Source organism: Pseudomonas sp. FP603 (assembly GCF_030687415.1).
GTDB classification, from domain to species: Bacteria; Pseudomonadota; Gammaproteobacteria; order Pseudomonadales; family Pseudomonadaceae; genus Aquipseudomonas; species Aquipseudomonas wuhanensis.
In genome coordinates, this window is record NZ_CP117431.1 from 6,617,237 (window position 1) to 6,630,192 (window position 12,956).

The 12,956-nt window shown below is 59.4% G+C and carries 12 protein-coding genes; 11 read left to right on the forward strand and 1 reads right to left on the reverse strand.

Going from position 1 to position 12,956, the window contains the following annotated elements; translation table 11 throughout:
- Positions 1 to 61: 61 nt before the first annotated feature.
- Complete coding sequence (epsC, locus tag PSH65_RS30520) at positions 62 to 988, reverse strand: serine O-acetyltransferase EpsC (RefSeq protein WP_008005160.1); 927 nt, start codon at positions 986 to 988, stop codon at positions 62 to 64.
- Positions 989 to 1,178: 190 nt separating this feature from the next.
- Here epsC and PSH65_RS30525 point away from each other — a divergent pair, with 190 nt between their 5' ends.
- From PSH65_RS30525 to PSH65_RS30575, 11 genes are all read left to right on the forward strand, one after another.
- Positions 1,179 to 2,171: a D-cysteine desulfhydrase gene (locus PSH65_RS30525; protein ID WP_305424217.1), complete on the forward strand. Its 993-nt coding sequence runs from the start codon at positions 1,179 to 1,181 to the stop codon at positions 2,169 to 2,171.
- Positions 2,172 to 2,482: 311 nt separating this feature from the next.
- Positions 2,483 to 3,277: a cystine ABC transporter substrate-binding protein gene (tcyJ, locus tag PSH65_RS30530; RefSeq protein ID WP_305424218.1), complete on the forward strand. Its 795-nt coding sequence runs from the start codon at positions 2,483 to 2,485 to the stop codon at positions 3,275 to 3,277.
- Complete coding sequence (gene tcyL, locus PSH65_RS30535) at positions 3,277 to 3,942, forward strand: cystine ABC transporter permease (RefSeq protein ID WP_305424219.1); 666 nt, start codon at positions 3,277 to 3,279, stop codon at positions 3,940 to 3,942. Before tcyJ ends, tcyL begins: the two co-directional genes overlap by 1 nt.
- 4 nt (positions 3,943 to 3,946) lie before the next feature.
- Complete coding sequence (gene tcyN, locus PSH65_RS30540) at positions 3,947 to 4,696, forward strand: L-cystine ABC transporter ATP-binding protein TcyN (protein WP_008068688.1); 750 nt, start codon at positions 3,947 to 3,949, stop codon at positions 4,694 to 4,696.
- A 505-nt stretch (positions 4,697 to 5,201) separates the two neighbouring features.
- On the forward strand, positions 5,202 to 5,960 hold the full coding sequence (locus tag PSH65_RS30545; protein WP_305424220.1) for a hypothetical protein: 759 nt from the start codon (positions 5,202 to 5,204) through the stop codon (positions 5,958 to 5,960).
- Between the two features lie 404 nt (positions 5,961 to 6,364).
- The gene (locus tag PSH65_RS30550; RefSeq protein ID WP_305424221.1) at positions 6,365 to 7,606 is read left to right on the forward strand and encodes an SfnB family sulfur acquisition oxidoreductase; all 1,242 of its coding nucleotides are present in this window, start codon (positions 6,365 to 6,367) and stop codon (positions 7,604 to 7,606) included.
- A 5-nt stretch (positions 7,607 to 7,611) separates the two neighbouring features.
- A complete protein-coding gene (locus PSH65_RS30555) occupies positions 7,612 to 8,805 on the forward strand; it encodes an SfnB family sulfur acquisition oxidoreductase (RefSeq protein ID WP_305424222.1) in 1,194 nt (397 codons plus the stop codon).
- Positions 8,805 to 10,157 carry an LLM class flavin-dependent oxidoreductase gene (locus tag PSH65_RS30560; protein WP_305424223.1) on the forward strand — a complete coding sequence of 451 codons (1,353 nt, stop codon included), beginning with the start codon at positions 8,805 to 8,807 and terminating at the stop codon, positions 10,155 to 10,157. The genes PSH65_RS30555 and PSH65_RS30560 overlap by 1 nt, the downstream gene beginning before the upstream one ends.
- A 127-nt stretch (positions 10,158 to 10,284) precedes the next feature.
- Complete coding sequence (locus PSH65_RS30565) at positions 10,285 to 11,112, forward strand: MetQ/NlpA family ABC transporter substrate-binding protein (protein WP_305424224.1); 828 nt, start codon at positions 10,285 to 10,287, stop codon at positions 11,110 to 11,112.
- A gap of 2 nt (positions 11,113 to 11,114) precedes the next feature.
- Positions 11,115 to 12,236, forward strand: a complete 1,122-nt coding sequence (locus PSH65_RS30570; RefSeq protein WP_305424225.1) for a methionine ABC transporter ATP-binding protein — start codon at positions 11,115 to 11,117, stop codon at positions 12,234 to 12,236.
- A complete protein-coding gene (locus PSH65_RS30575) occupies positions 12,226 to 12,870 on the forward strand; it encodes a methionine ABC transporter permease (protein WP_019581723.1) in 645 nt (214 codons plus the stop codon). The genes PSH65_RS30570 and PSH65_RS30575 overlap by 11 nt, the downstream gene beginning before the upstream one ends.
- The last annotated feature ends 86 nt before the right edge of the window (positions 12,871 to 12,956 follow it).

A 12,956-nucleotide genomic window follows, 5' to 3' on the forward strand; every position in this document is an offset into this window, starting at 1 on the left:
ACCCTGTGGGAGCGTGGCTTGCCCGCGATGGCGTCAGAAAGACCACTAGAGATTTTGGACCCTACTTCTGCGTCCCATCATCATGCTGCAGATTCGCCTGGGTCAGGTTGCACCCGGCCGGCACGCTGCGGGTCAACCAGACGTTGCCGCCGATGGTCGAGCCCTTGCCGATGGTGATCCGCCCCAGAATCGTCGCGCCGGCATAGATCACCACATCGTCCTCGACGATCGGATGCCGCGGATGGCCCTTCTGCAACTGGCCATCTTCGTCCGCCGGGAAGCGTTTGGCGCCCAAAGTCACCGCCTGATAAATCCGCACGCGCTCGCCAATGATTGCGGTCTCGCCAATCACCACGCCCGTCCCGTGGTCGATGAAGAAACTGCGACCGATCTGCGCCCCCGGATGGATGTCGATGCCGGTGGCCGAGTGGGCGATTTCCGCGCTAATCCGCGCCAGCAGCGGCAAGCCCGCACGGTACAAATGGTGGGCCAGGCGATGGTGAATCACCGCCAGGATTCCCGGATAGCAGAGCAACACTTCATCGACACTGCGAGCCGCCGGGTCGCCGTGATAGGCCGCCAGTACGTCGGTGTCCAGCAGAGTGCGCAACCCCGGCAAAGCGAGGGCGAAATCCTGAATGATCTGGATGGTTTTGGCCTCGACTTCAGTGTCGGCCTGGGCACTGTGGCGAGCGGCGTAACGCAGTTCGAGCCGCGCCTGAGCCAGCAACGCGTTCAGTGCGACGTCGAGTGTGTGGCCGACGTAAAAATCTTCACTCTCCTCGCGCAAATCCACCGGCCCCAATCGCATCGGGAACAGCGCACCGCACAAGGCTTCGAGAATGTCCGCCATGGCCGCTCGGGACGGCAACTCGCGACCGCCCTGCTCGCCGCTGGCACGGCCGTTTTGTGCGCGCCACTGGTCGCGCGCCGTACGCAGTTGGCTGACGATGGTCTGCAATTGCCAATGGCTGGAACGCTCGCTCACGGTAAAAACTCCTCACGGGCGGCCGGACTGTCTGGCCGCGTTAACCGCGATTACTTTACGGCAACGGCTTGCAGCCGAATTAAGAACCAATAGTGCTGTGCTCAATACTTTTGGCTATAAGCGATTGGCAGTTGCCCCACTAAATACCCGTGCCTATAGTCCTGACATCTTCCTCCGCCAGTACGGACCCATGATCAAACAACAGCTTGCCCGCTTTAACCGCCTCGACCTGCTCGGTCATCCTACTCCCCTGGAAAAACTCGAACGCCTGTCGACCTGGCTGGGCCGCGATCTGTACGTCAAACGCGATGACCTGACGCCATTGGCACTGGGCGGCAACAAGCTGCGCAAACTCGAATACCTGGCCGCCGATGCCTTGGCCCAGGGCGCTGACACGTTGATCACTGCTGGCGCAATCCAGTCCAACCACGTGCGCCAGACCGCCGCCATTGCGGCCAAGCTGGGCCTGGGCTGCGTAGCGCTGCTGGAAAATCCGCTCGGCACCGACGACAGCAACTATGTCGGCAACGGCAATCGGCTGTTGCTGGACCTGTTCGATGCCAAGGTCGAACTGGTGGAAAACCTCGACAATGCCGATGAGCAATTGGAAGCACTGGCCGGACGTCTGCGCAGCAACGGCAAGAAGCCATATCTGGTGCCGATTGGTGGCTCGAATGCATTGGGCGCGTTGGGTTATGTCCGTGCAGGCCTGGAACTGGCCGAACAGATCAAAGACACCGGGCTGCAATTCGCCGCCGTGGTCCTGGCGTCCGGCAGTGCCGGCACCCACAGCGGCCTGGCGCTGGCATTGAGCGAAGTACTGCCGGATTTGCCAGTGATCGGCGTGACCGTTTCCCGTAGCGATGAAGCACAACGACCGAAAGTCCAGGGCCTCGCCGAGCGCACGGCCGAACTGTTGGGCATGAGCCTGCCGGCGAATTTCAAAATCGAACTGTGGGACGAATATTTCGGCCCGCGTTATGGCGAGCCGAATGCCGGGACATTGTCGGCGCTGAAGCTGCTGGCGAGTCAGGAAGGGTTGTTGCTGGATCCGGTGTATACCGGCAAGGCCATGGCCGGTTTGCTCGACGGCATCGGGCGCCAGCGCTTCGATGATGGCCCGATCATCTTCCTGCACACCGGTGGGGCGCCGGCGTTGTTTGCCTACAAAGACTTTCTATAACTGATCGTTCCCACGCTCTGCGTGGGAATGCAGCCCGTGACGCTCCGCGTCACTGGACGCGGAGCGTCCCTAGAGGCATTCCGACGCAGAGCGTGGGAACGATCTCCAAGCAATCCCGCATATTTCATAAAAGAATAACAGACTTAATATTTAGTATTTTCCAATCTAAAGACAACATCATATAGTCACGCCGCAGGCGAATTTGCAGCAAGACGCATAAGCTGCTTTAGGGCAGGATATCGCAGTCGTTAAAATCCCGAATTTGCCAACTTTCCTTAAGCGTCTTCCATAAGAAAACACAGGGGCTTGTCATGAATTTTTCCGCATTACGTCGAAATCTGCTGGTGGGTTCGCTGGGCCTGGCGCTGAGCGCCGGCCTGCTCGGGCAAGCGGTTGCCGGTGAGCAACTGCAAAAAATCAAGGACGCAGGCGTGATCAACGTCGGTCTGGAAGGTACTTATCCACCGTTCAGTTTCGTCGACGCCAACGGCAAACTGGCCGGCTTCGAAGTGGAACTGTCCGAGGCGCTGGCAAAAGAGCTGGGCGTAAAGGTCAAACTGCAACCGACCAAGTGGGACGGCATCCTCGCAGCCCTGGAATCCAAGCGTCTGGACGCCGTGGTCAACCAGGTCACCATCTCCGAAGAGCGCAAGAAAAAGTATGACTTCTCCGAGCCCTACACCATCTCCGGCATTCAGGCCCTGACCCTGAAAAAGAACGAAAGCACCATCAAGACCGCCGCCGACCTGGCTGGCAAAAAGGTCGGTGTGGGCCTAGGCACCAACTACGAACAGTGGCTCAAGGACAACGTCCCGCAAGCCATCATCAAGACCTACGACGATGACCCAACCAAGTATCAGGACCTGCGCGTAGGCCGCATCGACGCCATTCTGGTGGATCGTCTGGCCGCTCTGGAACTGACCGCCAAAGCCAAGGACACCGCCGTTTCCGGCGAACCATTCTCCCGTCAGGAAGCCGGTATTGCCCTGCGTAAAGGCGAGCCTGAACTGCTGGCAGCGGTGAACCAGGCCCTCGAGAAACTGCGCGCCGACGGTACGCTGGAAAAAATCTCGAAAAAGTACTTCAACGCTGATGTCACTAAATAATGGAAGAAGCTTTCCAACTTGCGCTGGACTCCGCGCCCTTTCTGCTCAAGGGCGCGTACTACACGGTCATCCTGAGCCTGGGCGGAATGTTCTTCGGCCTGCTGATGGGCTTCGGCCTGGCGTTGATGCGCCTGTCGCGCTTCAAACTGGTGAGCTGGATCGCCCGCATCTACGTGTCGTTCTTTCGCGGCACGCCGTTGCTGGTGCAACTGTTCGTGATCTATTACGGCTTGCCGCAACTGGGCATCGAACTTGATCCGCTGCCGGCGGCCCTGATCGGCTTCTCGCTGAACATGGCGGCCTACGCCTGCGAAATCCTGCGTGCCGCCATCAGCTCCATCGAGCGCGGCCAGTGGGAAGCTGCCGCCAGTATCGGTATGACCCGCGCGCAAACCCTGCGCCGGGCCATCCTGCCGCAAGCGGCGCGCACGGCCTTGCCACCTTTGGGCAACAGCTTCATCTCGCTGGTCAAGGACACTGCGCTGGCGGCCACCATTCAGGTGCCGGAGCTGTTCCGTCAGGCACAGCTGATTACCGCCCGTACCTTCGAAATTTTCACCATGTATCTTGCCGCTGCGCTGATCTACTGGGTTCTGGCGACTGTACTGTCGCACCTGCAGAACCAGTTGGAAGCGCGGGTCAATCGGCACGACCAGGAGTCCTGACCCAATGATTGTCGTGGAAAAACTGACAAAGCAGTTCAAGGGTCAGGTGGTGCTCAACGGCATCGATCTGCAGGTGAAGGAAGGCGAGGTGGTGGCGATTATCGGCCCCAGTGGCTCGGGCAAGACCACCTTTCTGCGTTGCCTGAATTTTCTCGAGGAGCCTAGCAGCGGCCGGATCAAGGTCGGCGACATCGAGATCGATGGCAGCCGCCCCCTGAACCAGCAGCAGAGCCTGGTACGACGCTTGCGCCAGCACGTGGGTTTTGTGTTCCAGAACTTCAACCTATTCCCCCATCGCACCGCCCTGGAAAACGTGATCGAAGGCCCGTTGGTGGTGAAAAAAATCCCGCGTGCCGAAGCCGTTGCCCTGGGTAAAAAGCTGTTGGCCAAGGTCGGCCTGGCAGGCAAGGAAGACGCTTACCCGCGACGCCTCTCCGGCGGTCAGCAACAGCGTGTGGCGATTGCCCGGGCGTTGGCGATGGAACCGGAAGTGATCCTGTTCGATGAACCGACTTCAGCGCTGGACCCGGAACTGGTGGGCGAAGTGTTGGCGACCATCCGCGGTCTGGCCGAAGAGAAACGCACCATGGTGATCGTCACCCACGAAATGGGCTTTGCCCGGGACGTGGCCAACCGCGTGGTGTTTTTCGACAAGGGTGTGATCGTCGAGCAAGGCGAAGCCAAGGCACTGTTTGCCAATCCGAAAGAGGAACGGACCAAGCAGTTTCTCAGCAAGTTTCTTAATAACGCTTAGTGCTGCCCCACTCGAAAACTGTCAACTTCCATGGATGGAAGTGACATTAACTCCGCTTTATAAAAGCCTATAGCAGCTTTCAACGACTTACTTGATTCGCCCTCATCATAAATAACTCCCCGCCGCCCCATGCGGTACATATATATGTCCTGCAACAGATTCATATCGCCTAAAATCTATAAAACCTCTGGCTGTTTACGCTCAAAGGGTTACTGCCTCAGAGGCCTAAAACCCACCAAATATTGGACTTTGTTCGACAGAGCGATGCGGTTTATTAACCACGCCGCGTAGGAGCTTTCTGAATCACGCAAGAACTAACCTTTAACCAACCAACGCTATTGACACCTATTCAAACGCACTCTTATCTAGTCTCCAACAGGCAACAGCCATCCCACTCAATCATTGTTTAAGCGCGCAAATAGTGAATCGTTTTGTTGCTTGGTAATTCACGCCTTTCGATCTTTCAGAAATGGACTTCGCGGCAAAGCTTCAAGGAGAGAAACCCATGACAAGCACTTCAAACAAATCTGAACTTGCAGCCCCGACCCTGGCGCAAAGCCACAAGGCCGGCATCAATATCACCTCTGCCGCTCACCTTATGATCGACGTGGCGCCCTACTCCGGTATGGATGAAGGCGATCTGATCGAGCTGTTCTGGAACAACTGCTATGTGGCCTCCAGTGTCCTGGGCCCCGACCATGGCGGCAAAACCGTGAGCCTGCGGGTGCCGGAAAGCTTCATTGCCAATGGTTCTGCACGCGTCCATTACAAGGTCATGCAGGTCGGACAGGGGCCGACGGTATCACCGGCGGCGCGCGTCCAGATCAAGCTCGATTGCCCGGGTGGCCTGCTTCTTTGCGATGAGGAAAACCAGAGCCTGGCGCCCGTATTCATCCCTGAGACCATTCGCCGTCAGGGGGTCAATCCGAACCAGGTCAAACGCGGTGTTCCGTTGACCATCGAGCCTTACCTGAACATGGCCGCCGACGACGAAATCACCCTGCGTTGGGGCGATGTGCGCATGGACCTGCCAAAGCTCAAGGCTTGCGATGTGGGTCAGCCGATTCAGGTCTGGGTGCCCCCGGCGATCATTCTCGAAGCTGGCGAAGACCTTCGACTGGAAGTGACCTACTGCATCCTCGACCGCGTGGGTAACAACTCGCGGTGGGCACCGGCACGCACACTGAAGATCGGCTGTGCCAATCCCTATCTGAAAGTGCCGCCGAAAGAAGTGCTCATGGCCGCGGAGCCCCGAAAGCGGTGAGCCCCTGTAGCAACACTCCTGTTGTGTCATGAGGGCTTTTTGTGGCGAGGGAGCTTGCTCCCGCTGGGGTGCGAAGCGCCCCTGAAACCGACAAACGCGTTCTTTCAACTTGAACCCCCTTAACGGTTTTTGCGACTGCTGCGCAGCCGAACGGGAGCAAGCTCCCTCGCCACAGGGGCTCCGACCATTCGAGCGATGTCACCTTCTATACATATTCCTAAAAGTTAGTTCATTAATTATTTATACACGCTTAGGGTATATACACCGGACCACCGGACATTCGTGTTTTTCATTCGCCGCAACCCTTGCGGCGCTTTCATGAGATGTGAGGTAGGTATGGTCCGGAACACAATCACCCCAGTGCAAATCGCCAGGGCATTGCGTGCAGCCAAGGAGCGGCACTGATGTCCAGTCTGGCAGATGCAATCGTCCAGAGTGATCTGGACATCGCCCCATTGTTGTTGCCCGCGCAGGTCTTGCGCAACGACGCACAAGCCATCAAGGCTGCCCATGAGCTGGCGCAAGTCGCCCGCCTGCAAGCCGCCAAACGTGACCAGCAGCGCAAGCTGCCGTGGTCGGAAATCGAACAGTTCACCCGCAGCGGCCTGGGCAGCATTGCTATCCCCCGTGAGTACGGTGGCCCGCAGGTTTCGTTCGTCACCTTAGCCTCGGTGTTCGCGATCATTTCCGCGGCCGACCCGGCTTTGGGGCAGATCCCGCAGAACCAGTTCGGGATTCTCAACCTGATACTCGGCAGCGCCACCGAATCGCAGAAAAAACAGCTGTTCAAAAGCGTGCTCGAAGGTTGGCGAATCGGTAACGCAGGGCCGGAGCGCGGAACCAAAAACACCCTGGAGCTCAAGGCACGGATCACCGCCGCCGGCGATGGCTTCGTCATCAACGGCCAGAAGTTCTATTCCACCGGCGCCCTGTTCGCCCACTGGGTGGCCGTCAAGGCGCTGAACGACGACGGCAAGCAAGTGCTGGCCTTCGTTCGTCGTGGTACCCCAGGCCTGCGCATCGTTGATGACTGGTCGGGTTTCGGCCAGCGCACCACCGCCAGCGGCACCCTTTTGCTCAACAACGTGCGGGTCGACGCCGAGCTGGTGGTGGATAACTGGAAGATCAACGACAGCCCGAATACCCAAGGCGCCGTGTCGCAGCTGATTCAAGCAGCCATCGACGCCGGCATCGCCCGGGGCGCCATCGATGACGCCATCGAGTTTGTGCAAAAACGCGCACGACCGTGGATCGACGCCAAGGTCGAACGGGCCAGCGACGACCTCTATGTGATCGCCGACATCGGCAAGCTGAAAATCGAACTGCACGCCGCCGAAGCACTGCTGCACAAGGCCGGGCAAGTTCTCGACCAGGTCAACGCCGCACCGCTTACCGCCGAGTCCGCTGCACGCGCCTCGATTGCCGTGGCTGAAGCCAAAGTGCTGACCACCGAGATCTCGCTGCTGGCCAGCGAAAAGCTCTTCGAACTGGCCGGCAGCCGCGCGACCCTCGCCGAATTCAACCTCGACCGCCACTGGCGCAACGCCCGAGTGCACACGCTGCACGACCCGGTGCGCTGGAAATATCACGCGGTCGGCGCCTATCGCCTTAACGGCACACTCCCCGCTCGCCACTCCTGGATTTAATGACCATGACTCTTTCCCACCACGTCGCGGTCATCACCAGCGATGAGCAAGCCCTGATCGTCGCCAGTGACCTGGCCGATGATTTCAAACGTGACAGCGCCCTGCGCGACCGCGAACGTCGTTTGCCATACCCGGAACTGGAAGTGTTTTCCCGTTCGGGTCTTTGGGGTATCAGCGTGCCAAAAGAATACGGCGGCGCAGAGGTTTCCAACGTCACCCTGGCCAAGGTCATCGCGTTGATCGCCCAGGCCGACGGTTCCCTCGGACAAATTCCCCAGAACCATTTCTACGCCCTCGAGGTGCTGCGCGTGAATGGCACCGACGAGCAGAAAAAACGTCTCTACGCCGAAGTGTTAGCCGGCCAGCGCTTCGGCAATGCACTCGCGGAACTGGGCACAAAAACCGCCCATGATCGCGTCACCCGCCTGACGCGCGATGGCAGCGGCTACCGCATCAACGGCCGCAAGTTCTACGCTACCGGCGCGATTTACGCCCAGCGCATCCCGACGTCAGTGGTGGACGAAAACGGCGTGCAGCAACTGGCGTTCGTCCCGCGCAACAGCAAAGGCCTGACGGTGATCGACGACTGGAGCGGATTCGGCCAACGCACCACCGGCAGCGGTTCGGTGGTGTTCGAGGATGTCTACGTCAATGCCGGGGATGTGATCCCGTTTCAAAGCGCGTTCGAACGCCCGACCACCGTCGGCCCGCTGGCACAGATTCTCCACGCCGCCATCGACACCGGCATCGCCCGCGCCGCCTATGAAGATGCCCTGCATTTCGTGCGGACCAAAACCCGGCCGTGGATCGACGCCACGCATGAAACAGCCACCGAAGACCCGCTGACGATCAAGAGTTTCGGCCACTTGAGCATTCGCCTGCACGCCACCGAAGCCTTGCTGAAACGCTCCGGAGAGTTCCTCGACCAGGCCCAGGCCAACACCAATGCCGAGACCGTCGCCGCCGCATCGATTGCCGTCGCCGAAGCCCGGGCCATCAGCACCGAAATCTCCCTCGCCGCCGGCAGCACGTTGTTTGAACTGGCCGGCAGCCAGGCGACCCTGGTCGAACACGGCCTGGATCGCCACTGGCGCAACGCCCGGGTGCATACGCTGCACGACCCGGTGCGCTGGAAATATCACGCGGTGGGCAATTACTACCTCAACGATGAAAACCCGCCGTTGCGGGGGACCATTTAATGAGTAAAAAGAAGATCCTGCTCAATGCTTTCAACATGAATTGCATCGGGCACATCAACCATGGCCTGTGGACCCATCCACGGGACAATTCCACTCAATACAAAACCATCGAATACTGGACTGAACTGGCTCAATTGCTGGAACGCGGACTGTTCGACGGTTTGTTCATCGCCGACATCGTCGGCGTGTACGACGTCTATCAAAACTCGGTGGACGTGCCGCTCAAAGAGTCGATCCAGTTGCCGGTCAACGACCCGCTGCTGCTGGTTTCGGCTATGGCCGCAGTGACAAAAAACCTTGGCTTCGGCCTCACCGCCAACCTGACTTACGAACCGCCGTATCTGTTCGCCCGACGCCTGTCGACGCTCGATCACCTGAGTCGCGGACGGGTCGGCTGGAACATCGTCACCGGCTATCTGGACAGCGCCGCCAAGGCCATGGGCCTGAGCGAACAGGTGGAACACGACCGCCGCTACGACCAGGCCGATGAATACCTGCAAGTGCTCTACAAACTCTGGGAAGGCAGCTGGGAAAACGGCGCGGTACTCAACGACCGCGAGCAACGGATCTATGCCCAACCCGAGAAAGTGCACAAGGTCGAGCACAAGGGTGAGTTCTATCAGGTCGAGGGTTATCACCTCTGCGAACCGTCGCAGCAACGCACGCCGGTGCTGTTCCAGGCCGGCAGTTCCGATCGTGGTCTGCTGTTCGCCGGTCGGCATGCCGAGTGCGTGTTCATCAGCGGCCAGAACAAACCGGCGACACGGGTTCAAGTGGACAAGGTTCGCGCCAGCGCCGTCGAGGCCGGGCGCAATCCTTGGGACATCAAGGTGTTCATGGGCCTGAACGTGATCGTCGGCGCCACCGAAGCGCTGGCCTGGGCCAAGCATGCCGAGTACCTGAGCTACGCCAGCGCCGAGGCGGGCGTGGCGCACTTTTCGGCGTCCACCGGGATCGATTTTTCCGAGTACGAACTCGACGAACCGATCCAGTACGTGAAGAGCAACGCCATCCAGTCCGCCACCAAGAACCTGCAAAACAACGACTGGACCCGCCGCAAACTGCTGGAACAACACGCCCTCGGTGGCCGCTACATCACCGTGGTCGGCTCGCCCGAGCAAGTGGCCGATGAGCTGGAATCGTGGATCGCGGAAACAGGGCTGGATGGTTTCAACCTGACGCGGATTGTCACGCCGGAAAGCTATGTGGATTTCATTGAGCTGGTGATTCCGGAGTTGCAACGCAGGGGGTCGTACAAGACCGCTTATGACGACGGCAGCCTGCGAGAAAAACTGTTTCACGGCGAGGCGCATTTGCCCGAGCAACACACCGGATCGGCTTTTCGCCGCTAAAAGCATCGCGGGCAAGCCCGCTCCCACAGGGATTGTGTGAACACCCGAGAACACTGTGGGAGCGGCTTGCCCGCGATGAGGTCCGAACAGACACCAAAATTTCAATGCACTGACTGGAAAACTCATCATGACCAAAAAACTGTTCAACCACCCAGTCAAAGCACTGGCACTGGCACTGGCACTGGCCCTGGCCCTCGGCCTCTTCAGCTCCATCACCTTCGCCGCCGACGCACCACTGAAAGTCGGCACCACCGCCGCCTTCGCCATTCCCCTGGAAGCAGCCGTAGAAGAAGCCAACAAACAAGGCCTGAAAGTTGAACTGGTGGAGTTCAGCGACTGGATCGCCCCCAACGTCAGCCTCGCCTCAGGCGATATCGACGTGAACTATTTCCAGCACATCCCCTTCCTGGAAAACGCCAAGGCCGCCGCCGGGTTTGACCTGGTGCCGTTCGCCCCAGGCATCATCAATAACGTCGGCCTCTACTCGAAAAAATACAAAAGCTTCGACGCGTTGCCCGAAGGCGCCAGCGTGGCCATCGCCAACGACCCGATCAACAGCGGTCGTGGCCTGCAACTGCTGGCCAAGGCCGGGCTGATCACCCTCAAACCGGGCGTCGGCTACAAGGCCACCGAAGAAGACATCATCGCCAACCCGAAGAAAATCAAAATCCTTCAAGTCGAAGCCGTGCAACTGGTGCGCGCCTACGACGATGCGGATCTGGTCCAGGGTTACCCGGCCTATATCCGTCTGTCGAAGACCTTCGATGCCAGCTCTGCCCTGCTGTTCGATGGCCTCGATCACAAGGAATACGTGATCCAGTTTGTGATCCAGCCGAAAAGCAAAACCGACCCGCGCCTGCTCAAATTCGTCGACATCTACCAGCATTCGCCGGCCGTTCGTGCGGCGCTGGATAAGGCCCACGGCAAACTCTATCAAGCCGGCTGGGAAAGCTGAGTATGACGGCCGCTATCCAACGGCGACTGGAACTTCCGGAGCCACATAACGCCACACAAACCGAACTGCACCCAGACCTCAATCGCGCCCACCTGCGTTTCATCGGCCTGGGCAAAACCTACAACGGCCAGCAAGGTCCGGTGGCGGCCTTGCACGGCATCGACCTGGCGATCCAGCACGGCGAAGTGTTCGGCATCATCGGCCGCAGCGGCGCCGGCAAGTCGTCGCTGATCCGCACTATCAACCGCCTCGAACAACCGAGCAGCGGGCGGGTGCTGATCGATCAGGTCGACATCGGCGAGTTCGGTGAAGACCGCCTGGTGGCGCTGCGACGGAGGATCGGCATGATCTTCCAGCACTTCAATCTGATGTCGGCCAAGACGGTTTGGCAGAACGTCGAATTGCCGCTGAAAGTCGCGGGTATCCCGAAGCAAAAGCGTGAACAGAAGGTCCGTGAACTGCTGGAACTGGTCGGCCTGCAAGGCAAGCAAAAGGCATATCCGGCGCAGCTTTCCGGCGGGCAGAAACAACGCGTCGGCATCGCCCGCGCCCTGGTGCATGACCCGGAAATTCTGCTGTGCGACGAGGCGACCTCGGCCCTTGATCCGGAGACCACGCAATCGATCCTCGGCCTGTTGCGCGAGATCAATCAACGGCTGGATTTGACCATCGTGCTGATCACTCACGAGATGGCGGTGATCCGCGATATCTGTGATCGGGTGGTGGTGTTGGAGCACGGGCGAATCGTCGAGCAAGGGCCGGTCTGGGAAGTCTTTGGCAACCCGCAACATGAGGTCAGCAAGACCTTGCTCGCACCGCTGCAACACGGTCTGCCGCAAGAGCTGCAAAGCCGCTTGCGTCCACAACCGCAGTCTTCGGATGCCGCTGTGGTGCTGCGTTTGCAATTCACCGGCAGCGCGAGCGACGAGCCAGACCTGGCGGCGCTGTTCAGCGCCCTCGGTGGCCGCGTGCGCTTGCTGCAAGGGGGCGTGGAACGGATTCAGGGGCATGCGCTCGGGCAATTGCTGCTGGCTGTGACCGGTTCGTCCCTCGGCACCGAGGAATTGCGTCAGCGCGCCGGCCACTGGGCGCAACAGGTGGAGGTGCTGGGTTATGTGGTTTGATCGGTTGCTTCAGGGTTTTATCGACACCTTTTTGATGGTGGGTGTGTCGTCGCTGATTGCGTTGTTGGCGGGCATTCCGCTGGCGGTGATTCTGGTCACCAGCACCAAGGGCGGGATCTACGAAGCACCGGCGCTGAACCGCGCATTGGGCGCGTTCGTGAATCTGTTTCGCTCGATTCCGTTTTTGATTTTGATGGTGGCGTTGATTCCGTTCACGCGGCTGATCGTTGGCACTACTTATGGTGTTTGGGCTGCCGTGGTGCCGCTGACCATTGCGGCCACGCCGTTCTTCGCACGCATTGCCGAGGTCAGTTTGCGCGAGGTCGACCATGGGTTGATCGAAGCGGCGCAGGCGATGGGCTGCCGACGCTGGCATATCGTCTGGCATGTGCTGCTGCCCGAAGCGCTGCCGGGGATTGTCGGTGGCTTCACCATTACCTTGGTGACCATGATCAACTCCTCGGCCATGGCCGGGGCGATTGGCGCTGGTGGGTTGGGCGACATTGCTTATCGGTATGGGTATCAGCGCTTTGACAGCCAGATCATGTTGACGGTGATTGTGTTGCTGGTGGTGTTGGTGGCGGTGATTCAGTTGGGTGGGGATCGGTTGGCTCGGGGCCTCAACAAGCGCTAAGCATGGTGGAGGTCGCAGGCTTTTGTGGCGAGGGAGCTTGCTCCCGCTCGATTGCGCAGCAATCGCAAAACCTGCCCCCCCGGTTT

Coding starts and splice junctions, on each gene's coding strand:
- PSH65_RS30570 (WP_305424225.1), top strand. CDS start 11,115: ATGACGGCCGCTATCCAACGGCGACTGGAACTTCCGGAGCCACATAAC.
- tcyN (WP_008068688.1), top strand. CDS start 3,947: ATGATTGTCGTGGAAAAACTGACAAAGCAGTTCAAGGGTCAGGTGGTG.
- PSH65_RS30560 (WP_305424223.1), top strand. CDS start 8,805: ATGAGTAAAAAGAAGATCCTGCTCAATGCTTTCAACATGAATTGCATC.
- PSH65_RS30525 (WP_305424217.1), top strand. CDS start 1,179: ATGATCAAACAACAGCTTGCCCGCTTTAACCGCCTCGACCTGCTCGGT.
- PSH65_RS30545 (WP_305424220.1), top strand. CDS start 5,202: ATGACAAGCACTTCAAACAAATCTGAACTTGCAGCCCCGACCCTGGCG.
- PSH65_RS30575 (WP_019581723.1), top strand. CDS start 12,226: ATGTGGTTTGATCGGTTGCTTCAGGGTTTTATCGACACCTTTTTGATG.
- tcyL (WP_305424219.1), top strand. CDS start 3,277: ATGGAAGAAGCTTTCCAACTTGCGCTGGACTCCGCGCCCTTTCTGCTC.
- tcyJ (WP_305424218.1), top strand. CDS start 2,483: ATGAATTTTTCCGCATTACGTCGAAATCTGCTGGTGGGTTCGCTGGGC.
- PSH65_RS30565 (WP_305424224.1), top strand. CDS start 10,285: ATGACCAAAAAACTGTTCAACCACCCAGTCAAAGCACTGGCACTGGCA.
- PSH65_RS30555 (WP_305424222.1), top strand. CDS start 7,612: ATGACTCTTTCCCACCACGTCGCGGTCATCACCAGCGATGAGCAAGCC.
- PSH65_RS30550 (WP_305424221.1), top strand. CDS start 6,365: ATGTCCAGTCTGGCAGATGCAATCGTCCAGAGTGATCTGGACATCGCC.